The following is a 22,286-nucleotide window of genomic DNA, read 5'->3' as shown; positions in this document are numbered from 1 at the left end:
CGTCGCGCCACTGGCCTTTTTACAATCCCAATACCAGCTGACGTTCCAGCTGCGGATCCAGCAAGGTAACGTGTAACCCCACCAGCCTGACCCCTCGCCCGCCCCGACGTTCATCCCAGGCCCTTTTCGCCGTCGCGATGAGATCCTCTTTATTCAGGCGCGGCCAGACGTGCTCCTGAGTCGTCTGCTGAAAATCATTGAACTTAAGCTTCACGCCCTGACGGGCAATCAGCAGGTCCGGTTTGACCTTGATTAAGCGCCGTTCCAGCTCAGGATAGAGCTGCTCCGTAATGATGGTTTCGCATTCAGACCAGTCATCAATATCTTCAATCAGTGTACGTTCAACTCCAACCGACTTTCGCAGCCGCTCGCTGCTGACACTGCGCTCGTCTATCCCCTGACTGCGCTCCCACAGCACGCGGCCAAATTTTCCGAAGCGTTTAAGCAGCATGGCTAAATCGCTGCGCTGCACATCTTCGCAGGTTCGCAACCCCATGCTTTCCAGCTTTGCCGCAGAGACTTTGCCTACGCCCGGGATTTTGCCGAGCGGCAGCGTTTTTAAAAACGCCGGGACCTCTTCCGGGGTAATAACGTACTGGCCGTCGGGCTTGTTGAGATCGGACGCTATTTTGGCGAGGAACTTCACCGGTGCGACACCTGCCGACGCGGTCAGATTCAGCTCCTGGAAGATAGTCCGGCGGATCTCCTGCGCCATCAGCGTCGCGGAGCCGTGACAGTGCACGCTGTCGGTGACATCAAGATAAGCTTCGTCCAGCGACAGAGGTTCAATCAGTGAGGTGTAGCGAGAGAAGATTTCGCGGATATGCAGGGACGCTTCTTTGTACGCCTCAAAGCGACCGGGTAAAAGCGTGAGATGAGGACAAAGCTTAAGCGCCATGGCGGTAGGCATGGCGCTGCGCACGCCAAATTTGCGCGCAGGATAGTTGGCGGTGCTGATTACACCGCGCTGGACACGGCTACCGCCAATGGCAATAGGAATATCCCGCAGCGCCGGGTTGTCACGCATCTCCACTGCGGCAAAAAAACAGTCCATATCAACATGGATTATTTTGCGCATTACGACCACCACACATGTATTTATATACAGTATATCAAAATCTAAAAAATGCGACAGCAGATTTACCTTCTCTTATTTGTCATAAAAATATGATACAAAAAACAACACGTAACTTGTTGTATATATTAATTTTTTATGTGAATAAGGATATAAATTCATGAGAAAAATACTCGCGCTCTCTCTGCTGCTCGTGACGGGAACGAGCTTCGCTGGCCCACAGATCGTTGCCCACCGGGGCGGAACAGCCGACGCACCAGAAAACACAGTACAAGCGATCAAACTGGCCTTAGAGAATCAGGCTCAGGCAGTCTGGATAACCGTGCAGCTCAGTAAAGATGGCGTTCCGGTCCTGTATCGTCCTTCTGATTTAAAAGCGCTGACGAACAAAACAGGCAAAATCTCGGACTACACGCTTGCGGAGTTATCGGCAGTTGACGCTGGCTGGAGCTGGGGCGGTGAAACCCATCCGTGGCGTGGCAAAGGGGTGACGATCCCCACCCTGAAAAGCGTACTGGAAACCTGGCCACAAACCCGGTTTTATATTGATATCAAATCACCTGATGCCGATCCGGCCACGATGGGAAAAGCGCTTCTTGCGGTGCTTAATGAGACCCAGAGTCTGGGGCGGGTGAGGGTTTATTCTACTGAGGACCGTTATCTTGCCTCGCTTCCGGCAGCAATCCCACGCTTTGTTACCCGCAGTGAAACGCGCTCCCGGCTGGTAACGGTATCGCTGAGCCACCAGTGCCTGCCACCAGAGCAGACGATGCAGGAGTACTGGTACGCGCTAGAGCTGAACAGAACCGTTGACGTGGTTGAGAAATTTACCCTTGGTGAAGGGGTGTCCCGCTCAACCCTCACATGGGATAAAGAATCCATGGACTGTTTCCGCTCGCAGAGCAACAGTCACGTTATCTTGCTGGGGGTGAACACCGCCGAAGATTATAAAAAGGCAGAGGCGCTGCAGGCGGATGCGGTGATGGTCGACTCGCCCGCCGCCGCAAAAGCATGGGCTAAATAAGCCAGCAGGCCGCAATAATGCGGCCTGCTGTTATCGTTACGTCGCGATTTACAAAATTCGGCGCTGCTGCTCCCGCGCCATCCTTTTTTTACGGGCATCGCACGGTTCCGGGCAGTCGCAGACTTTTTCCATGCCAATGGACGAGATCCCACCGCAGCTGCCCTGAATGCTTTTGCGCTTGATGATCCAGCCTAACGACATGCCGAATATGACCAGTACAAAGACCGCGAAGGTTGCCAGAAACGTCAGCATCATCAGCCTCCAAAATCATCCAGCAGGATGTTCTCATCTTCCACGCCCAGATCTTTAAGCATTTTGATCACTGCGGCGTTCATCACTGGCGGACCACACATATAAAACTCGCAGTCTTCCGGCGCAGGATGCTGTTTGAGGTAGTTTTCATACAGCACGTTGTGGATGAAGCCCGTATGGCCGGTCCAGTTATCTTCCGGCTGCGGATCGGAGAGCGCCACATGGAAGGTGAAGTTAGGGTTTTCACGCGCCAGCTGTTCGAACTCATCGTCATAGAACATCTCACGCAGCGAACGCGCCCCGTACCAGAAGCTGATTTTACGCTGACTGCCAAGCCGCTTGAGCTGGTCGAAAATGTGCGAACGCATCGGCGCCATACCTGCACCACCGCCGATAAATACCATTTCGGCATCGGTCTCTTTCGCAAAGAACTCGCCAAACGGGCCAGAGATGGTCACCTTGTCACCCGGTTTTAATGACCAGATATACGATGACATGACGCCCGGCGGCGCATGCGGTACCGCTGGCGGCGGCGTGGCGATACGCACGTTAAGCATGATGATACCCTTCTCTTCCGGGTAGTTCGCCATGGAGTAAGCACGAAGCGCGGGCTCTTTAACCTCAGAGACAAAGCGGAAGAGGTTGAATTTATCCCAGTCGGCACGGTATTCATCAGGCACGTCGAAGTCAGCATAAGCTACGGTGTGCTCCGGACATTCAATCTGGATATAGCCCCCCGCCCGGAACGGAACGCTCTCTCCTTCAGGCACCCGCAGTTTAAGCTCTTTGATAAAGGTGGCTTTGTTATCGTTGGAGATAACTTCGCATTCCCATTTTTTAACGCCGAAAATCTCCTCCGGCAGTTCAATTTTCATGTTCTGGCGCACCGCGACCTGGCAGGCCAGACGGCAGCCCTCTTTCGCCTCACGCTTGGTGATGTGCGACAGCTCAGTGGGCAGAATATCGCCACCGCCCTCTTTCACCTTTACGCGGCACTGCCCGCAGGAGCCACCGCCGCCGCAGGCCGAAGAGACGAAGATGCCGTTGCCGGCAAGCGTATTCAGCAGTTTATCGCCGGCTGGTGTGCGGATCTGGTTTTGCGGTTCATCGTTGATATCGATAATGACATCGCCGGAATTCACCAGCTTCGCGCGCGCCACCAGAATCAACCCCGACAGCACCAGTACAATCAGCGTGAACATCGCCACGCCAAGCATAATTTCCATCAGTTAGCCCTTATAGCTGCACACCGGAGAAGGACATAAAGCCCAGCGCCATGAGACCGGTGGTGATAAAGGTGATCCCTAAGCCACGCAGGCCTGCAGGCACGTTGGCATATTTCATTTTTTCGCGGATCCCCGCCATGGTGACGATAGCCAGCATCCAGCCGATCCCGGAGCCGAAACCATACACAATTGATTCGCTGAAGTTGTAATCACGCTGAACCATAAACGAGACGCCACCGAAGATGGCGCAGTTCACCGCGATCAACGGCAGGAAGATCCCCAGCGCGTTGTAGAGTGACGGGAAATACTTATCAAGGATCATCTCAAGGATTTGCACCAGCGCCGCAATCACACCGATAAAGGTGATGAAGTTCAGGAAGCTGAGATCCACTCCCTCCACCAGCGCGCTGTCGCGCAGGACAAAGTTGTACACCAGGTTGTTGATCGGCACCGACAGGCCAAGCACCACGGTAACCGCTATGCCCAGGCCAAATGCTGTCGATACCTTTTTGGACACGGCAAGGAACGTACACATGCCGAGGAAGAACGCGAGCGCCATGTTTTCAACAAACACCGCGCGCACAAATAAACTCAGGTAATGAGCCATTGTCGGTTACTCCTTTTCCTGCTGTTCTGGCTTCAGGGTACGAATCAGCCAGATCAGCAAACCGATAATGAAAAATGCGCTTGGAGCCAGCAGGAACAGGCCGTTTGGCAGATACCAGCCGCCGTTCTGTACCGTGTCCAGCACCGTGATGCCAAACAGCTTACCGCTGCCAATCAACTCACGCAGGAACCCTACGGACAGCAGGATCACGCCGTAGCCGAGGCCGTTGCCGATGCCGTCCATAAAGCTCGCCAGCGGGGGCATTTTCATGGCATAGCCTTCTGCACGTCCCATAACGATACAGTTGGTGATAATCAGGCCCACAAATACCGAAAGCTGTTTCGATATTTCATAGGCAAAGGCTCGCAGCAGCTGATCGACCACGATCACCAGCGAGGCGATGATCGCCATCTGCACGATGATCCTCACGCTGTTGGGGATATGGTGGCGGATCATCGAGATAAACATGCTGGAAAACGCGGTTACCAGCGTTACTGCCAGCGTCATCACCACCGCCGTTTCCAGCTTGGTGGTCACCGCCAGGGCTGAACACACACCCAGCACCTGCAGCGTTATCGGGTTATTGGCTAAAAGTGGGCCAATCAGCACCTTTTTAACTTCTTTCAGTTCACCCGTATCAGCCATGGTTCAGCGCTCCTTCACGTACATTTTTCAGGAAAGGACCAAAACCGAGTTCGCCCATCCAGAAATCAAAACTGTGCTGCACCCCTTTGGAGGTGAGCGTGGCCCCGGATAGCCCGTCAACGGCATAGACATCGTCAGGACGCGCAGACCCTTTCATCACCTTCAGCGCAGGCGCTCCGCTGTCGTCGAGCACTTTCTTCCCAACAAACTGCGCGCGCCAGTTAGGGTTCTCTACTTCTCCACCGAGCCCCGGCGTTTCACCCTGGTCATAGTAGGTGATGCCTTTCACGGTGCGGCCATCCGTATCAAGCGCCACGAAGGCGTACATCATTGACCACAGGCCGTTGCCGTAGATGGGCAGCACCACTTCCTGCACCTGTTTTTGCTCATCACGTACGAGGTAGATTTCAGCCAGATTGCTGCGACGCTTAATGCCCGCCGGATCCTGAGATGCGTCCAGCGTCATGCTCATCTGCGGGTCTTTTAATGCCAGCGCCTGGTTATATTTCGCCGGATCTTTATCCAGCAGTTGACCCGTTTTTAAATCCACCAGACGCGCGGTGATGCGCTCAGCAAAGACGGCCGACACATCGTCTGCACTCATCCCTTCCTGCATCAGCCCGGCGACGGCCAGGATGTTGCGCTGTTTATCCAGCGCGCGCTGCTCCTGCTGTCGCGGCTTTAACCCCACGGCAGAACCAGCCACCACAATGGAACAGACCAGACACAGGACCAGCACCACCAGCAGCGTTTTGCCGATGCTGTCGTTATTTTTGATTTCAGCCACGTGCCTTCCTCCGCTTAATGTTGGCGCGCACGACCAGATAATCGAACAGTGGTGCAAACAGGTTGGCAAACAGAATGGCCAACATCATCCCTTCCGGATAGGCCGGGTTGACCACACGAATCAGGACACACATCACCCCGATGAGCACGCCATAGCTCCATTTCCCTCTGTCAGTAAAGGAAGCAGAAACCGGATCGGTGGCCATGAACATCATGCCGAAGGCGAAACCGCCCAGCACCAGATGCCAGTACCAGGGCATGGAGAACATCGGGTTGGTGGCGGAACCGATAAGATTGAACAGTGTGGCAGTCAGCACCATGCCGATCATGACACCGGCGACAATCCGCCAGGAGGCCACGCGACCAAACAGGATGATCGCCCCGCCAATCAAAATCATCAGCGTGGAGACCTCCCCAATGGAGCCCGGGATGTTGCCCATAAACGCATCAAACCAGGTGACGGGTTGGCCTGTCGCATTGTTCACCAGCGTTTCACCGCCGTGCGCTGCCCATTGTGAAAGCGGTGTCGCCCCAGAGAAGCCGTCCGCAGCGGTCCAGACCAGATCGCCGGAAATTTGTGCCGGATAGGCAAAGAACAAGAACGCACGCCCTGCCAGCGCAGGGTTGAGGAAGTTACGCCCGGTTCCCCCGAAGATCTCTTTCGCGATGACCACACCAAAGCTGATCCCCAGCGCGGCCTGCCAGAGCGGTAACGTTGGCGGGACAATCAGGGCAAACAGAATGGAAGTAACAAAGAAGCCTTCGTTGATCTCATGTTTACGAATAATGGCAAACAGCACTTCCCAGAACCCACCCACGATAAATACCGTGATGTAGATCGGCAGGAAGAACACCGCCCCCAGCGTCATCATGCTGATCCAGCCCGCGTCTGGGGCAAAACTTACGCCAAGCGACTGTGCCAGACGGTAATGCCAGTCAGACTGGATCACCTGCGCCAGTTGCTGAGCATCGTACAGATGATGCAGCGCCGGAATGGTCTGCAGCCCCACGTTGTACATGCCCCAGAACATTGCCGGGAAGACGGCAAACCAGACCAGAATCATCATTCGCTTCAGGTCGATGGCGTCACGAACGTGCGCCGCGCCTTTCGTCACCAGACCTGGCGTGTAGAAAATGGTCGTCGTCGCTTCATACAGCGGGTAGTACTTCTTCAGTTTACCCTCGGTAAAATGCGGCTCTATTTTTTCAAAGAGGTGTTTTAAGCCCATGGTTATCCTTCCTGCTCAATGCGGGTTAACACCTCGCGCAATACCGGTCCATATTCGTATTTTCCCGGACAGACATAGGTACAGAGCGCCAGATCTTCTTCGTCCAGCTCCAGGCAACCCAGCGCCTGGGCGCTGTCGGTGTCCCCGGCAAGCAGATCGCGCAGCAGCACGGTGGGCAGAATATCGAGCGGCATAACACGCTCGTAGTTGCCAATCGGCACCATGGCGCGCTCACCGCCGTTTGTGCTGGTGGAGAAGTTGAACAGCTTATGACGCAGGAAGTGGCCGAGCGTGGTGCGGGTGACGGAATACTTTTCTGCACCTGGCAGCACCCAGCCGAAGAGCTCTTTCTCACGCCCTTCCAGCACAATGCTCACCTGCAGATGGAAGCGCCCCAGATAGGCCTGCGGCCCAACGGCATGACGGCCGCTGAGTACCGAACCGGAAATCAGACGGTTTTCACCCGCTTTGGTTTCGTCGTCCAGCAGTTCATTGATATCCGCACCCAACAGCGTTGTCACCAGGCGCGGGTTTGCCGCCTGCGGCCCGCCAATCGCGATCACTCGCTCTGTGCAGAGCTTACCGGTGGTAAAGAGTTTGCCGATGGCAATCACGTCCTGATAGTTAAGGTGCCAGACCTGTTTTGTCAGGCTGACCGGCTCAAGGAAGTGAATATGCGTTCCCGCCAGACCCGCCGGATGCGGGCCTGCAAATTCATTGAACGTCACCTGTCCCTGTGGATGGCCGCCAAGTTTACCGGCACTGGCCTGGCACACGTGGACTTTCCCGGGCGTCAGCCGCGTGAGAACGGTCAGCCCGGCATCAAAGGCCTGGCGTTGTGCCAGAATAACCGGCTGCGGGTCTGCACTGAGTGGGTTGGTGTCGATTGCCGTAACGAAGATAGCGGCCGGAACCGTGCCAGGCACAGGCGTTTTGCTGAAAGGGCGTGTGCGAAATGCGGTCCACAAACCGGCGTCCAGCAGTTGCGCCTGAACGGTTTCACGGCTCAACGCCGCGAGGTCTGCGGCCTCATAATGGGCAAACTCACGCTGTTCATCCCCTTCAATGCGGATAACCACCGACTGCAACACGCGGCGTTCGCCACGGTTGATCGCCACAACGGTGCCGCTGGCAGGGGCGGTAAACATCACGCCGGGATTTTTTTTATCTTCGAAGAGCGCCTGCCCTTTAATGACGCGATCGTCCTGCTGGACCAGCATTGAGGGGCGCATCCCCACGTAATCGTTGCCCAGAATGGCAACATGGCGAACGCTTGCGCCTGCCGAAACGTGCTGTTCGGGCACGCCTGCGATGGGCAGGTCAAGTCCTTTTCTTATTTTAAACATGTGGTTAGCAAGTTTCCGTGAACAACTATTCTGAGGGCGTGAAGTGTACCATTTCCGGCGTTTTCCGGGCAGATAAAACGCCGCTGCAGGTGTCAAATTGCGAACTGATACGCAAAGTTCCTGGAGCCAGCGCGATTTTGATGGGTTATAAAGTAAAACTAATTTGTAAACTAACAGCTCCGCTCTTGCGAAAATCTATAGCGGTGCTAATGTGAGCGCTCCTAACAGATTAACCTGATTTCGGGTCTCTTTTGCCGTTCTGGCAAGTTGGTCTTAGTTTTATCAAGGAACTTGTAGTATGCGTAAAATCGCATTGTTCATTGCGATGCTCCTGATTCCGTGCGTGTCGTTTGCCGGGCTGCTCAGCAGCAACAGTTCAACCACGCCTGTGAGCAAAGAATATAAACAGCAGCTAATGGGATCCCCCGTTTATATTCAAATCTTCAAGGAAGAACGCACACTCGACCTGTTTGTGAAAATGGGTGAGACATATCAGCTGCTCGACAGCTACAAGATTTGTAACTACTCCGGTGGTCTGGGGCCAAAACAGCGTCAGGGCGATTTCAAAAGCCCGGAAGGGTTTTACAACGTTCAGCGTAACCAGCTAAAACCGGATAGCCGTTTCTATAAAGCGATTAATATCGGCTTCCCGAATGCCTTTGACCGTGCGCACGGTTACGAAGGTAAATATCTGATGATCCACGGTGCCTGTGTGTCCATCGGCTGTTACGCGATGACCGATTCCGGCATTGATGAGATTTTCCAGTTTGTCACGGGCGCACTGGTCTTTGGTCAGCCAAACGTTCAGGTCAGCATCTATCCGTTCCGCATGACCGATGCCAACATGGCGCGTCACAAGTACTCTTACTACGCGGATTTCTGGAAACAGCTAAAACCGGGCTATGACTATTTCGAGCAGACGCACAAGCCGCCTGTCGTCTCGGTTGTGGATGGCCGTTATGTGGTCAGCAAACCGCTGAGCCACGAAGTTGTCCACCCACAGCTGGCATCAAATTACACGGTCCCCGAGACAAAATAACACCCACTCGCCTGGCATAATCTTCTGCCAGGTCTCGTTGCCGGTCAGCGGCTGCGTGGCGATAACAGTGACCACATCATTTGGTGTGGTCTCTTTCTGAAAATCAATTTCCACATCCTGATCGAGCAGTTTTGCCACGCCAAACGGTGCACGGCGGGTGATCCAGAACAGGTTCGTCGAGCAGAACGCCATCACATAGCGCCCGTCAGACAACAGCATGTTAAACACGCCCTTCTCGCGCAGTTCAGACGCCAGCGACGCAATAAATTTAAATACCGCCGCCATGTTGCCAGGGGTGCGCGGATAACGCTCTGTCAGCTTATGCAACAGCCAGCAAAAGGCTTTTTCGCTGTCGGTTTCGCCAACCGGGCGAAAATTACCGGTCTCCAGCGACTTATAGCCCGTAAGTTGCCCGTTATGCGCGTAGGTCCAGTTACGGCCCCACAGCTCACGGGTAAACGGATGGGTGTTTTCGAGCGCCACTTCGCCGCGGTTTGCCTGACGAATATGGGCGATTACCGAACAGGATTTAATGGGGTAATCCTGCACCAGTTTGGCAATCGGTGAGTTAAAGCTGGGTTGTGGATCCTTGAACGTGCGACACCCTTTGCCTTCGTAGAAGGTGATACCCCAGCCGTCTTTATGCGGCCCGGTTCCCCCACCGCGCTGTACCAGCCCGGTGAAACTAAAGCAGATATCGGTTGGCACATTGGCGCTCATCCCGAGCAGTTCGCACATAGATTACCTCCACTCCACAACTGCGGGGGGCACCGGTGCCCCCCAGCGAAGCCTTACTTAACCATCTCTTTTTCGATCAGCTGGATCAGGATGTGGATCACTTTGATGTGAATTTCCTGAATGCGGTCAGCATAACCGAAGTGCGGAACACGGATTTCAACGTCCGCGGTACCGTCCATCTTACCGCCATCTTTGCCCGTCAGGGTGATGACTTTCATCCCTTTTTCACGCGCCGCCGCAATCGCTTTGATCACGTTACCAGAGTTGCCCGAAGTGGAGATACCCAGCAGCACGTCACCTTCACGACCAACCGCTTCAACGTAGCGGGAGAAGATGTAGTCGTAACCGAAATCGTTGCCCACGCAGGAGATATGGCTCACGTCGGAGATCGCAATCGCCGGGTAGCCCGGACGGTTTTCACGATAACGCCCGGTCAGCTCTTCTGCGAAGTGCATAGCGTCGCAGTGGGACCCCCCGTTACCGCAGGAGAGCACTTTGCCACCGGCTTTGAAACTGTCGGCCAGCAGGACCGCCGCGCGCTGAATAGCGTGAATATTGGCATCATCTTTCAGAAAGTTAGCCAGCGTTTCCGCCGCTTCGTTCAGTTCGTTACGAATAAGATCCTGGTACATGAGGATAATCCTTCAGTATTGATGAGATAACACAGTGGAGTGTACCGGATAGCAATAAAAGCGAGAAGCTAAAGGGATGCGAATCGTCTGACGTTTTGCGTTTTCGTGCCGGCAAACAAACGAACAATGTGAACCAGGTTGTAATTATTTTGTAAACACATTGCTAAAGGAAATAACATCAACTACAACCATATCATCACAAGTGGTCAGACCTCCTACAAGCAAGGGAGCTTTTCTTTATGATGATTTTGAGCATTCTCGCAACCGTTGTCCTGCTCGGTGTGCTGTTCTATCACCGTGTAAGTTTATTCCTGAGCAGCCTGATTCTTCTGGCCTGGACGGCTGCGCTTGGCGTCGCAGGTCTCTGGAATATCTGGCTTTTAGTGCCGCTGGCCATCATCCTTCTGCCGTTTAACTTTGCCCCGATGCGTAAGTCGATGATCTCCGCGCCGGTGTTCAAAGGTTTCCGCAAAGTGATGCCACCGATGTCGCGCACCGAGAAAGAAGCGATTGACGCCGGTACCACCTGGTGGGAAGGCGATCTGTTCCAGGGCAACCCGGACTGGAAAAAACTGCATAACTACCCGCAGCCGCGTCTGACAGCGGAAGAACAAGCCTTTATTGACGGCCCGGTAGAAGAAGCCTGCCGTATGGCCAATGACTTTGCCATCACCCATGAAATGGCCGACCTGCCGCCGGAGCTGTGGGCATACCTGAAAGAGCATCGCTTCTTCGCGATGATCATCAAAAAAGAGTACGGCGGTCTGGAATTCTCCGCGTACGCTCAGGCTCGCGTGCTGCAAAAACTGGCTGGCGTCTCCGGGATCCTGGCGATCACCGTGGGCGTACCTAACTCCTTAGGCCCGGGCGAACTGCTGCAGCATTACGGTACAAAAGAGCAGAAAGATCACTATCTGCCGCGTCTGGCACGCGGTCAGGAAATTCCATGCTTCGCACTGACCAGCCCGGAAGCGGGTTCCGATGCAGGCGCCATCCCGGATACCGGTGTGGTCTGCATGGGCGAATGGCAGGGCGAACAGGTGCTGGGTATGCGCCTGACCTGGAACAAACGTTACATTACGCTCGCGCCTGTCGCTACCGTGCTGGGCCTGGCGTTTAAACTCTCCGACCCGGAAAAACTGCTGGGTGGTGAAGAAGATCTGGGCATTACCTGTGCGCTGATCCCCACCTCTACCCCGGGCGTTGAAATTGGTCGTCGCCACTTCCCGCTGAACGTGCCGTTCCAGAACGGTCCGACCCGCGGTCAGGATATCTTTGTCCCGATTGATTACATCATCGGTGGGCCGAAAATGGCCGGTCAGGGCTGGCGTATGCTGGTGGAATGTCTGTCCGTTGGTCGCGGCATTACCCTGCCGTCGAACTCAACCGGCGGGCTGAAATCGGTGGCGATGGGGATTGGTGCCTACGCGCACATCCGTCGTCAGTTCAAAATCTCCATCGGCAAGATGGAAGGGATCGAAGAGCCGCTGGCGCGTATCGCAGGCAACGCCTACGTGATGGATGCCGCCGCGTCGTTAATTACCTACGGCATTATGCTGGGTGAAAAACCGGCCGTACTGTCCGCGATTGTGAAGTACCACTGCACCCACCGCGCACAACAGTCGATCATTGATGCAATGGATATCGCAGGTGGTAAAGGCATTATGCTCGGCGAAGGCAACTTCCTGGCGCGTGGCTATCAGGGCGCACCGATCGCCATCACCGTAGAAGGGGCAAACATCCTGACCCGCAGCATGATGATCTTCGGCCAGGGGGCGATTCGCTGCCATCCGTACGTGCTGGAAGAGATGGCCGCCGCGCAGAACAACGACGTGGATGCCTTCGACAAGCTGCTGTTCAAACATATCGGTCATGTAGGCAGCAATAAAGTGCGCAGCTTCTGGCTGGGTCTGACCCGCGGGCTGACCAGCGCCACGCCAACCCATGATGCAACAAAACGTTATTACCAGCATCTGAACCGGCTGAGCGCCAACCTGGCGCTGCTGTCCGACGTCTCCATGGCAGTGCTGGGCGGTAGCCTGAAGCGTCGCGAGCGCATCTCTGCCCGTCTGGGTGATGTGCTGAGCCAGCTCTACCTGGCTTCTGCGGTACTGAAACGCTACGACGACGAAGGCCGTCAGGAAGCGGATCTGCCGCTGGTGCACTGGGGCGTGCAGGATGCGCTGTATCAGGCCGAGCAGGCGATTGACGATCTGCTGGTGAACTTCCCTAACCGTCTGGTGGCAGGTGCCCTGCGCGTGGCGATCTTCCCGACCGGTCGTCATCATCTGGCGCCGTCTGACAAGCTGGATCATAAAGTGGCGAAGATCCTGCAGGTACCGAGCGCAACCCGCTCACGTATCGGCCGCGGTCAGTATCTGGCGCCAACGCCACATAACCCGGTGGGTCTGCTGGAAGAGGCGCTGCTGGACGTGATGGCCGCCGACCCGATTCACCAGAAGATCTGTAAACAGCTGGGCAAAAACCTGCCGTTTACCCGCCTGGATGAACTGGCGAAACAGGCACTGGCGGGTGGCATCATTGACAACAGCGAAGCCGCACTCCTGGTGAAAGCCGAAGAGAGCCGTCTGCGCAGCATTAACGTCGATGATTTCGAACCGGACGAGCTGGCGACACAGCCGGTAAAGCTGCCGGAGAAACACCGCAAACCTGAAGCCGCTTAACGCGTTTCATCCTGAAAAACCCCGCCACGTGCGGGGTTTTTTATTGCCATCTTTTCTCTTTATGTCGTGCTACAGTGTCAAAAAGGGTCGTTTGAGGAGTCTGAATTGTGCCTGGTCTGAAGATTTCTATTTTGCAGCAACCTTTAGTGTGGATGGATGGCCCTGCCAACCTGCGCCACTTTGATCGTCAACTGGAAGGCATTACCGGGCGCGATGTGATTGTCCTGCCGGAGATGTTCACCACGGGCTTCGCGATGGAAGCCGCACAACAGTCGATGCCGCAGGATGAGGTGGTCGCCTGGATGCACGCCAAAGCGCAGCAGACCAACGCGCTGATCGCCGGTAGCGCCGCCCTGCAAACGGAACGCGGCCCGGTGAACCGCTTCCTGCTGGTTGAGCCGGAGGGGAAGGTCCATTTTTACGATAAGCGCCACCTGTTCCGCATGGCCGATGAGCATCATCATTATCAAGCCGGCAACGAACGCGTGGTGTTTGAATGGCGCGGCTGGCGTATTCTGCCGCTGGTCTGCTACGACCTGCGCTTCCCGGTCTGGTCGCGCAACCGCAACGATTACGACCTGGCGCTGTATGTCGCCAACTGGCCTGCGCCGCGCTCCCTGCACTGGCAATCGCTGCTGGTGGCACGCGCAATTGAAAACCAGGCGTACGTGGTGGGGTGTAACCGCGTGGGAACAGACGGCAACGGACATCACTACCGGGGCGATAGCCGGGTGGTGAATCCGCAGGGCGAGATCATCGCCACCGCCGAACCGCATCAGGCGACGCGCATTGATGCCGAGCTGTCGTTGACGGCGCTGAAGGAGTATCGCGAGAAGTTCCCCGCATGGCAGGATGCGGATCCGTTTAGTATTGGGTGACATTTTCCCCTCACCCCAACCCTCTCCCAAAGGGAGAGGGAGGATAAAAGATCAACTCACCAGCGCCTGCCCGTCTTTGCGGCTCTCCGTCGCGGCCACGTAGTGCCCTTCCGGCATCCGGTAAATCACCTGCGCACCGCCAAAGTTATACTCCTGGAGCGGATCTTCCACGACGATGTGGTGGCCACGTTCACGCAGGGCAGCAATGGTGTTGCGATCGAACGTCGATTCGACGATCACCTCCCGGCCCTGCACCACGCGCCAGCGCGGGGCGTCGATTGCCGCCTGCGGGTTTTGCCCGTGCAGCATGATGCGCAGCGCCATCTGCATATGCCCTTGCGCCTGCATTGGCCCACCCATCACACCAAAAGACATCAGCGGCTGGCCGTTGCCGTCCATCGCAAAACCCGGAATGATGGTGTGGAACGGACGCTTGCTGCCCGCCAGCGCGTTCGGGTGCTTCGGATCCAGCACAAATCCGCAGCCGCGGTTTTGCAGGCTGATGCCGGTATCCGGCACCACAATTCCTGAACCAAAGCCCATATAGTTGGACTGGATAAACGAAACCATCATCCCGCTGGCATCTGCGGTGCTGATGTAGACCGTGCCGCTCTGCGTCGGCGAACCGTACTCAAAATCCGAGGCTTTATCAGGGTCGATAAGCGCCGCGCGCGATTTCAGATAATGGTCGCTCAGCAGCTCTTTAGCCGCAAACTCCATGTGCGCTTCATCCGCCACGTAGCGGTCGAGATCCGCCAGCGCCAGCTTCATCGCCTCAATGGATAAATGCAGGGATTGCACGGAGTCCGGATGATGGTGCTCAATGCCGCACTGCTCCAGAATGCCGAGCGCAATCAACGTGGCGATCCCCTGCCCGTTCGGCGGTAGCTCCTGCACCGAACCGCCGGCAAAGTCGCGCGACAACAGCTCCACCCAGTCCACACGATGGTTCGCCAGATCTTCAGCCGTCAGATGTGCGCCGTGCGCTTTGGCGAAGGCGGCAATTTTCTGCGCCAGCTCGCCCCGATAAAACGCCTCGCCGTTGGTTTTTGCAATCAGCTCCAGCGAGTTCGCCTGCGCCGGGTTACGGAAGATCTCCCCTACGCGCGGGGCGCGGCCTTCCGGTGCGAAGCAGGCGCTAAAGCCCGGCTGGTCTTTGAGTTTGTTATAACCGCGCTGCCAGAGATGGCCAATCAACGGTGAGACGGGGAAACCGTTACGCGCATACTCAATGGCAGGCTGCGCCAGCGTGGTCAGCGGCAGCGTGCCAAAACGTTCCGCCAGCGCCACCCAGCCCGATACCGCACCGGGCACGGTTACCGCATCCCAGCCGATTTCCGGCATCGCCGTTTTGCCAGCGAACAGATCCGCATGCCAGCTCGCAGGCGAGCGGCCAGAGGCGTTCAGGCCGTGGAGCTTTTCGCCATCCCAGACGATGGCGAAGGCATCGCTGCCAATCCCGTTACCGGTGGGTTCAACCACCGTCAGCGCCATCGCGGTGGCGACAGCCGCATCAACGGCGTTGCCGCCCAGCTGCAGCATCTTCATCCCCGCCTGCGCCGCCAGCGGCTGCGAGGTGGCAACCGCGTTATGGCCCATCATCGGCGGGCGTCGTGAAGCGTAACCGGACGTAAAATCAAGCGCTTTGGTCATCATGACTCCTTAGTCGTGGCGCGGATCGAGCGCATCGCGCAGCCCGTCGCCGAGTAAATTAAAGCCCTGCACGGCAAGGAAAATCGCCACGCCGGGAAAGACGGACATCCAGGGCGCCTGCTCAAGGAAGCCTTTGGCGGTGTTAAGCATTGAGCCCCAGGAGGGGTTTGGCGGCTGCTGCCCCAGACCCAGAAACGAGAGACTGGCTTCGGCGATAATCGCCGAGGCAATGGCCAGCGTGGCCTGCACCAGAATGGGTGACATGACGTTCGGCAGGACATATTTGATGATGATCCAGCGATCCGGCAGGCCAATTGCCCGCGCGCCGTCGATGTACTCTTCGTTGCGAATGGCGATCACCTGGCCGCGCGTGAGACGGGCGAAGATCGGCATCGCGGAAAGGCCAATGGCGATCATGGCGTTGGTCAGGCTTGGCCCTAAAAACGCCCCGAGGGCGATCGCCATGATCAGGAACGGACAGGCCAGCAGCGCTTCGATAACGCGTGAGATCACCCCATCCCACATCTTCTGAAAGTAACCAGCCACCAGCCCCAGCGGCACGCCGATGACCACGGCGATGACTACCGACATACACCCCGCCATCAGCGAGGTTCTGGCTCCCCAGATAATGCGGGATAAAATATCGCGCCCCAGCTCGTCGGTGCCGAACCAGTACATCGCCGAGGGCGCTTTGCGCACCGCGAGGAAATTCGCCTTCACCGGATCGAACGGCGCGATCCACGGTGCAAGCAGCGCCACCAGCACAAAGAAGCCCACAATCACCGCGCCGATCACCGCGCTTTTATTGGCGAGAAATTTCTTCAGCACCCGGTTCTGCGCGCGGGGCAGAACCGGCGCAACGGTTTGAGTTGTCAGTTCCGCCATGGTTAACCTCGCATTTTCGGATTGATGAGAACGTACAGCACATCGGCCAGCAGGTTCAGCAGCAGGAAGCCAATCGCCACGATCAGCACCACGCCCTGCACCACCGCGTAGTCGCGGTTAAACACCGAGTCGACGATCATTTTGCCAAATCCCGGAATGGTGAAGACCTGCTCGGTCAGCACCGCGCCGCCCAGCAGCTCGCCGAACAGCAGCGTGGTAAGCGTGATCACCGGTACCAGCGCGTTGCGAAACGCATGCTTGATAATGACGGCTTTTGGCAGCAGCCCTTTGGCCCGCGCGGTGCGGATGTAGTCAGCTTTGAGCACGGCGATCATGGAGGCGCGGGTATGGCGCATCAGCGTGGCCGCCAGCCCGGTGCCGAGCACGGCGGCAGGCAGCAGCAACGTCCGCAGGTTCTGCACCGGATCTTCACTAAACGGCACAAACCCGGACGCTGGCAGCCACTGCAGATTGACCGAAAAGACCAGTATCAGCAGGATCCCGAGCCAGAAGTGCGGTATCGAGATCCCGGAGATCGCCACAAAGTTCGCCCCGTGATCGACCCAGCTGTTTTTGTTCACCGCCGCGAGGATCCCCATGCTGATGCCGAACACCAGGGCGATGATCATCGCCAGCAGCGACAGCTCCAGCGTGACCGGCAGTTTGCTGGCGATAAGCTCGGTCACCGGTTCGTGCGTGCGTAAGGAGACCCCTAGATCGCCCTGCAGCGCGCGCGTCAGCCAGTGGAAATACTGCACCGGGATGGGCGCATCCAGATTGAGCTCAGCGCGCAGCTGGGCGATCACCGCCGGATCGCGCTCCTCGCCCGCCATGGCGATGAGCGGATCGCCGGGCAGCAGCTTCTGCAGCCCGAAAACCATCATACTCACCAGCAATAGCGTCGGAATGGCCAGCAGCAGACGTTTGCAAATCAGTTCCAGCATGGTCTCTCCTCGGGACGGTTATTTCGCCAGCGTCACACCGGCCAGACGCACGATGCCGTCCGGGTATGGCTTAAAGCCCTGTACGCTTTTGTTCAGGCCGAAAATGCGCGGCTCAAAGTAGAGGTAGGCAACAGGCATATCGGTTTGCAGCTGCTTCACTACCTTGTCGTACAGCGGCTGGCGAACGGCTTTATCGTTGCTGAGGCGCGCCTGGGTCAGCCACTCATCGACCTGCGCATTGCTGTAACGGCCGTCGTTAAGCGTCCCTTTGCTGTGGATAAAACCGTAGATGCTGCCATCCGGGTCCGGGCGTCCTGACCAGCCGGAGAAGCTCAGCTGGTAATCACCGCTCTGCTGGCGATCGAGCAGCGTGGCGAACTCGGTCATCTGCAGATTCAGGGTAAAGCCCGCCTCAGCCACCATCGCCTGCAATACCTGGCCGACCTGCTGCGAGGTTGGGTTGTTCGGCACCAGCAGATTCACGTTCAGCGGCGTCGCGACGCCTGCGGCTTTAAGCAGCGCTTTCGCCTTGTCGACGTCACGCGGGGGCACCGGCAGATTGACGTGATACGGGCTTACCGTCGAAAAGGGCTGGTTGGCAGGCGTATAGAGTCCTTCAAAGACCACCTGATTGAGCGCATCGCGGTCAATGGCCTGAGAGAACGCTTCACGCACGCGGGCGTCCTTGAACGGATCGTTCGCTGGCACCTTGCCATTATTGATATTGAAGGTGATGCCCTGATACCCGAGCCCCGTCACCTTCGCCAGCGCCAGCTTGCTGTCGGCTTCGACGGTTTTAACGTCGCTGGCAGCAATGCCCTCGGTCAGATCGAGATCGCCCGCGCGCAGGTTCGCCAGACGCACGGAGGCATCCGGGATCGGCAGGTAGATGATTTTGTCGAAGTGGTAAGCGTCTTTATTCCAGTAGTTGTCGAAACGAGTCAGAACAATGCGATCCTGGGAGACGCGGCTGTCGAACTTATAAGGACCGGAGCAGACGGGATGGGCGGCAAAGTCCGGCTTTTTCGCCGCTTCGGGGGCCATCATCGCCCCGGCGCGGTCGGTGAGCTGCATTAACAGGGCAGCATCGGGGGTTTTCAGGTGCAGGGCGATCTGCATCGGGCCGGTGACCTCAACGGACTCCACGGACGATATTTCACTTTTACGCAGAGAGCCTTTTAAGGTCAGCGCCCGGTCGAGGTTGTATTTTGCCGCTGCCGCATCGAATTTTTCGCCATCATGGAAGGTGACGCCCTCACGCAAATTGAAGGTCAGGGTTTTGCCATCCTCGCTCCAGGTCCACTCTTTCGCCAGACCTGGCACCACTTTCAGGTTTTCGTCCACATCCACCAGCCTGTCGCACAGGGAGGCAAAAACGAAGCGGCCATAATAGGTGCGCGCCAGATGCGGATCGAGCATGTCCGGGTCTGCACCCAGCCCTACTCGCAGCACGCTTTCTGCCTGGGCGGGCAGCGCCGCGCCGAGCAACATAACACTTCCCAGTACGGTCAAAAGAGAATTACGCATTGTCATTATCATGAGTTCCTTGAAGGAAGGGAGGAGTGAGAGGCCGCGTGTTCAAACAGCGCGCGGCGGCGCAGAAAGGCGGCAGACGGCGGTGCTATCTGGATAACACTGCGATCGCGGTTAATCTCCTGCCAGCGGTGGCAGGCAATCTGGCGTCCGCCTTCCAGCACCTGGTTAATGGGCTCGGCAAGGCGACATTCATCCGTGGCATACGGACAACGGGTATGGAATCGGCACCCGGACGGGGGATCGGCCGGGTTCGGTAAATCCCCTTGCAGCAACGGGGCTGCGCGTCGGGCGCCCGGCTGCATCTGCGGTGCAGAGGCGATGAGCGCCTGGGTGTAAGGATGGAGAGGCGCGTCAAAGATCTCGTCGACGCTGGCAAGCTCAACGATCTGCCCGAGATACATCACTGCCACGCGGTCGCTCATATGGCGGATGACCGCCAGGCCGTGGGCAACAATCACCATCGTTAGCCCCAGCTGATGCTTCAGGCTTTCCAGCAGATTGATCACCTGCGCCTGCACGGAAACATCCAGCGCCGAGACGGGCTCGTCACCCAGCAGCAGTTTTGGCCCGGAGGCCAGCGCACGCGCAATACCAATGCGCTGGCGTTGCCCACCTGAAAACTCGTGCGGAAAACGCGCCGCCCAGGCGGCAGGCAGACCCACGGTTTTAAGCAGTTCCGCAACGCGATAGTGACGATCGGCTTTTTTCATTTCCTGATGCAGCCACAGCGGCTCACCCACAATCTGCTCAACCGTCATGCGCGGGTTTAGCGACGCAAAAGGATCCTGAAAAATAATCTGTAATTCCCGGCGCAGCTGGTTGAGACGAGCTCCTGAGGCGTGTGTGATCTCTTCCCCCTGATAAAACACGCGTCCTTCGCTGGCAGCCAGCAAACGCAGCAGCAGACGGCCGAGCGTGGATTTGCCGGACCCGGACTCCCCGACAATCGCCAGCGTTTCGCCGGGCATCACGGAGAGGGAGACTCGATCCACCGCCGTCACAAAGCGGGCTGGAGTAAAAAGCTTCTTCGGGCCGGGGAAGCGCTTGCTCAGGTCACGGGCTTCAAGAATGGGCGTGGTCATGCGATCTCTCCCAGCGCAATGTGTTGTTCCAGCGGCACGCGGAAGCAGGCGACCAGATGGTCAGCCCCCTGCGCCGTGAGCGACGGTTTTTCGTTATGGCAGCGCGTTTGCGCGAAGGGGCAGCGGGTCGCAAAGCGGCAGCCTTTCGGCATGGATTCCGCCAGGGGAACCGCGCCGGGAATGGTGGCGAGCGGCCCTTTACGCGCGCCCGCGGACGGAATAGAGCCCATCAGACCAATGGTGTACGGGTGCTGCGGATCGGCAAAGATGGCCTCGACGCTCCCCTGCTCCACCACCTGCCCGGCATACATCACCGCCACCTGCTGCGCCACTTCCGCCACCACGCCTAAATCATGGGTGATCATCAGCACCGCCGTACCGGTCTCCTCTTTTAAGGTGTTGAGCAGCGCGAGGATTTGCGCCTGAATGGTGACGTCCAGCGCGGTGGTCGGCTCGTCGGCAATCAACAAACGCGGATGGTTAATCAGCGCCATCGCAATCATCACGCGCTGGCGCATGCCGCCAGAAAGCTGGTGCGGATACGCTTTCAGGCGCATCTCTGCCGCCGGGATCTGCACCTTCTCCAGGATTTGCAGCGCGGTATTCATCGCCTGCGCACGCGAAACGTTCTGATGGCGCATAACCGCTTCGCTGAGCTGGTCCCCAAGGGTAAAGGCGGGGTTGAGCGACGTCATCGGCTCCTGGAAAATCATCGCCAGCTCGTTACCACGGAGATCGGCATATTCCCGCGGGGAAAGCTTTCGCAGATCGTGGCGACGAAACTGCATATCGCCGCTGACAATCTGCGCGCTGGCGGGCAATAGCCCCATCAGCGCTAAGGAGGTGATACTTTTCCCGCAGCCGGACTCCCCCACCAGCGCCAGCGTTTCACCCGCTTTGACCGTCAGCGAGATACCGTCAAGCACGCTCACCGGCGATCCGGCGAACTTAACGTTGAGGTTTTGCAGGCGCAGTACCGGAGTGGCTTCCTTAAACGGAATCGTCGTCATAGCGTGATGTCGTCCTCAAGGTGGATCGCCTGTATCAGGGCGTTTTGCAGGCTAAGCAGATGTTCGCGCATGGCGGCCGCTGCTTCGTTGGGCTGGCGATGGATAATCGCGGACATGATTTTATGATGATGGTCGTTGTAGACATCGACCCGTTCGGGGGTTCGGGCAAGCTCACGCAAATGCTGCCAGCCTGGCTCACGCCTGACGGCATCAATGGCATCAAAAAGACCGAGCATCAGGCGATTGCCTGCGGCCTCCGCAATGGCGCGGTGAAAGGCGCTGTCCCACAGTTCATTCAGATCGCGGTCGTCCGGGCTGACCTTATCGATGCGTTCCAGCATGCGCTGCATGAGCGCGAGGTTTTCCCTGGTGGCACGCAGTGCCGCAAGCCGGGCTAAGCCGGGTTCGAGCTGTAGACGAGCTTCCATCACTTCCAGAAGGTTGGTTTGCTGAACCAATCCCTGAAGGGCCAGCGGTTCCACAGGCGCAGCAGGACCAATAAAGGTGCCTTTGCCCTGCTTACGCCAGATCCGCCCCTCTTCTTCCAGCACATCCAGCGCACGACGTATTTCACGTCGTCCTACGCCGAGAGTTTCCGACAGCTCACGTTCCGTGGGCAGCGGAAGGCCTGGTGTTGACTCGTGCTGGTGAATAAGACCGCGCAATTGTTCAAGCGCGGTGCTGGAATTTGCCAGAAACCGTGACGGTTTTTCCATATTGGTTCGCTCGCTTTCATCATGACTTTATTGTTATTAACGATAAGTTATTGATATGAGGCGCTACTTATCGTGCTAATGATTAAGCAATAAACGAACCAATTTTATATTGGTTCAAAATTTCGCAGTGTAAAGGGTAATAACCTGTTAATTTATAAGCAAAACATCAAAAACGAACTGGCACGTCAAACGTTACGCCAGCACATTAGCCACCCCGCTCACTGCACAAAAACAGTGCGTCAAACGCACCAAAAACGATCAAATGTTAAATAAATGCACTAGTTATGTATATTCTTTGT

Annotated in this window: 21 protein-coding genes; 4 read left to right on the top strand and 17 right to left on the bottom strand. The window is 56.9% G+C overall.

Going from position 1 to position 22,286, the window contains the following annotated elements; genetic code table 11:
• Positions 1 to 19: 19 nt before the first annotated feature.
• Positions 20 to 1,078 (bottom strand): DNA polymerase IV, encoded by a 1,059-nt coding sequence (dinB, locus tag ACQG19_RS04735; protein WP_246932824.1) that lies wholly within the window; start codon positions 1,076 to 1,078, stop codon positions 20 to 22.
• Between the two features lie 157 nt (positions 1,079 to 1,235).
• Here dinB and ACQG19_RS04730 point away from each other — a divergent pair, with 157 nt between their 5' ends.
• A complete protein-coding gene (locus tag ACQG19_RS04730; protein WP_222169259.1) occupies positions 1,236 to 2,099 on the top strand; it encodes a glycerophosphodiester phosphodiesterase family protein in 864 nt (287 codons plus the stop codon).
• A 48-nt stretch (positions 2,100 to 2,147) separates the two neighbouring features.
• Here ACQG19_RS04730 and nqrM read toward each other — a convergent pair whose 3' ends face one another.
• From nqrM to ACQG19_RS04695, 7 genes are read right to left on the bottom strand one after another with little or no spacing between them, the layout of a single operon-like run.
• Positions 2,148 to 2,354: a (Na+)-NQR maturation NqrM gene (gene nqrM / locus ACQG19_RS04725; protein WP_020686315.1), complete on the bottom strand. Its 207-nt coding sequence runs from the start codon at positions 2,352 to 2,354 to the stop codon at positions 2,148 to 2,150.
• Complete coding sequence (nqrF, locus tag ACQG19_RS04720) at positions 2,354 to 3,577, bottom strand: NADH:ubiquinone reductase (Na(+)-transporting) subunit F (protein ID WP_014830784.1); 1,224 nt, start codon at positions 3,575 to 3,577, stop codon at positions 2,354 to 2,356. The genes nqrM and nqrF overlap by 1 nt, the downstream gene beginning before the upstream one ends.
• 10 nt (positions 3,578 to 3,587) lie before the next feature.
• Positions 3,588 to 4,184, bottom strand: a complete 597-nt coding sequence (gene nqrE / locus ACQG19_RS04715) for an NADH:ubiquinone reductase (Na(+)-transporting) subunit E (protein WP_013095734.1) — start codon at positions 4,182 to 4,184, stop codon at positions 3,588 to 3,590.
• A 6-nt stretch (positions 4,185 to 4,190) separates the two neighbouring features.
• Positions 4,191 to 4,829, bottom strand: a complete 639-nt coding sequence (locus ACQG19_RS04710) for an NADH:ubiquinone reductase (Na(+)-transporting) subunit D (protein ID WP_013095733.1) — start codon at positions 4,827 to 4,829, stop codon at positions 4,191 to 4,193.
• Entirely contained in the window at positions 4,822 to 5,616 is a 795-nt protein-coding gene (locus ACQG19_RS04705; protein ID WP_013095732.1) for a Na(+)-translocating NADH-quinone reductase subunit C, read from the bottom strand. The genes ACQG19_RS04710 and ACQG19_RS04705 overlap by 8 nt, the downstream gene beginning before the upstream one ends.
• Positions 5,609 to 6,844, bottom strand: a complete 1,236-nt coding sequence (locus ACQG19_RS04700; RefSeq protein ID WP_013095731.1) for an NADH:ubiquinone reductase (Na(+)-transporting) subunit B — start codon at positions 6,842 to 6,844, stop codon at positions 5,609 to 5,611. The genes ACQG19_RS04705 and ACQG19_RS04700 overlap by 8 nt, the downstream gene beginning before the upstream one ends.
• 2 nt (positions 6,845 to 6,846) lie before the next feature.
• The gene (locus tag ACQG19_RS04695; RefSeq protein ID WP_246932825.1) at positions 6,847 to 8,190 is read right to left on the bottom strand and encodes a Na(+)-translocating NADH-quinone reductase subunit A; all 1,344 of its coding nucleotides are present in this window, start codon (positions 8,188 to 8,190) and stop codon (positions 6,847 to 6,849) included.
• Between the two features lie 298 nt (positions 8,191 to 8,488).
• Between ACQG19_RS04695 and dpaA the strand changes: the two genes are divergently transcribed.
• Positions 8,489 to 9,229, top strand: coding sequence for a peptidoglycan meso-diaminopimelic acid protein amidase (dpaA, locus tag ACQG19_RS04690; RefSeq protein ID WP_013095729.1), 741 nt, complete (start codon positions 8,489 to 8,491; stop codon positions 9,227 to 9,229).
• On the opposite strand, the gene ACQG19_RS04685 is transcribed toward dpaA, so the two are convergent.
• The gene (locus ACQG19_RS04685) at positions 9,200 to 9,967 is read right to left on the bottom strand and encodes a class II glutamine amidotransferase (protein WP_246932827.1); all 768 of its coding nucleotides are present in this window, start codon (positions 9,965 to 9,967) and stop codon (positions 9,200 to 9,202) included. The genes dpaA and ACQG19_RS04685 overlap by 30 nt on opposite strands.
• 53 nt (positions 9,968 to 10,020) lie before the next feature.
• Positions 10,021 to 10,599, bottom strand: a complete 579-nt coding sequence (lpcA, locus tag ACQG19_RS04680) for a D-sedoheptulose 7-phosphate isomerase (protein WP_013095727.1) — start codon at positions 10,597 to 10,599, stop codon at positions 10,021 to 10,023.
• Positions 10,600 to 10,838: 239 nt separating this feature from the next.
• Here lpcA and fadE point away from each other — a divergent pair, with 239 nt between their 5' ends.
• Positions 10,839 to 13,283, top strand: a complete 2,445-nt coding sequence (gene fadE / locus ACQG19_RS04675) for an acyl-CoA dehydrogenase FadE (RefSeq protein ID WP_029882430.1) — start codon at positions 10,839 to 10,841, stop codon at positions 13,281 to 13,283.
• A gap of 107 nt (positions 13,284 to 13,390) precedes the next feature.
• The gene (locus ACQG19_RS04670) at positions 13,391 to 14,161 is read left to right on the top strand and encodes an amidohydrolase (protein WP_029882429.1); all 771 of its coding nucleotides are present in this window, start codon (positions 13,391 to 13,393) and stop codon (positions 14,159 to 14,161) included.
• Positions 14,162 to 14,212: 51 nt separating this feature from the next.
• Here ACQG19_RS04670 and ACQG19_RS04665 read toward each other — a convergent pair whose 3' ends face one another.
• The 7 genes from ACQG19_RS04665 to ACQG19_RS04635 are packed head-to-tail and all read right to left on the bottom strand — an operon-like array spanning position 14,213 to position 21,987.
• Positions 14,213 to 15,814 carry a gamma-glutamyltransferase family protein gene (locus ACQG19_RS04665; protein WP_045901791.1) on the bottom strand — a complete coding sequence of 534 codons (1,602 nt, stop codon included), beginning with the start codon at positions 15,812 to 15,814 and terminating at the stop codon, positions 14,213 to 14,215.
• 9 nt (positions 15,815 to 15,823) lie between these two features.
• Positions 15,824 to 16,699: an ABC transporter permease gene (locus ACQG19_RS04660; protein ID WP_013095723.1), complete on the bottom strand. Its 876-nt coding sequence runs from the start codon at positions 16,697 to 16,699 to the stop codon at positions 15,824 to 15,826.
• Positions 16,700 to 16,701: 2 nt separating this feature from the next.
• A complete protein-coding gene (locus tag ACQG19_RS04655; RefSeq protein WP_013095722.1) occupies positions 16,702 to 17,643 on the bottom strand; it encodes an ABC transporter permease in 942 nt (313 codons plus the stop codon).
• Between the two features lie 18 nt (positions 17,644 to 17,661).
• Positions 17,662 to 19,176: an ABC transporter substrate-binding protein gene (locus ACQG19_RS04650; protein WP_013095721.1), complete on the bottom strand. Its 1,515-nt coding sequence runs from the start codon at positions 19,174 to 19,176 to the stop codon at positions 17,662 to 17,664.
• 2 nt (positions 19,177 to 19,178) lie between these two features.
• Complete coding sequence (locus ACQG19_RS04645) at positions 19,179 to 20,261, bottom strand: ABC transporter ATP-binding protein (protein WP_029882426.1); 1,083 nt, start codon at positions 20,259 to 20,261, stop codon at positions 19,179 to 19,181.
• Positions 20,258 to 21,271 (bottom strand): ABC transporter ATP-binding protein, encoded by a 1,014-nt coding sequence (locus ACQG19_RS04640; RefSeq protein ID WP_020686305.1) that lies wholly within the window; start codon positions 21,269 to 21,271, stop codon positions 20,258 to 20,260. Before ACQG19_RS04640 ends, ACQG19_RS04645 begins: the two co-directional genes overlap by 4 nt.
• Positions 21,268 to 21,987 (bottom strand): FadR/GntR family transcriptional regulator, encoded by a 720-nt coding sequence (locus tag ACQG19_RS04635; protein WP_246932830.1) that lies wholly within the window; start codon positions 21,985 to 21,987, stop codon positions 21,268 to 21,270. Before ACQG19_RS04635 ends, ACQG19_RS04640 begins: the two co-directional genes overlap by 4 nt.
• Positions 21,988 to 22,286: the final 299 nt, after the last annotated feature.

It is taken from the genome of Enterobacter cloacae complex sp. 277I4 (genome assembly GCF_050031465.1).
Classification (GTDB): domain Bacteria; phylum Pseudomonadota; class Gammaproteobacteria; order Enterobacterales; family Enterobacteriaceae; genus Enterobacter; species Enterobacter cloacae.
Note: the sequence above shows the minus strand (reverse complement) of the source record. Positions and strands in the feature narration are given on the sequence as shown.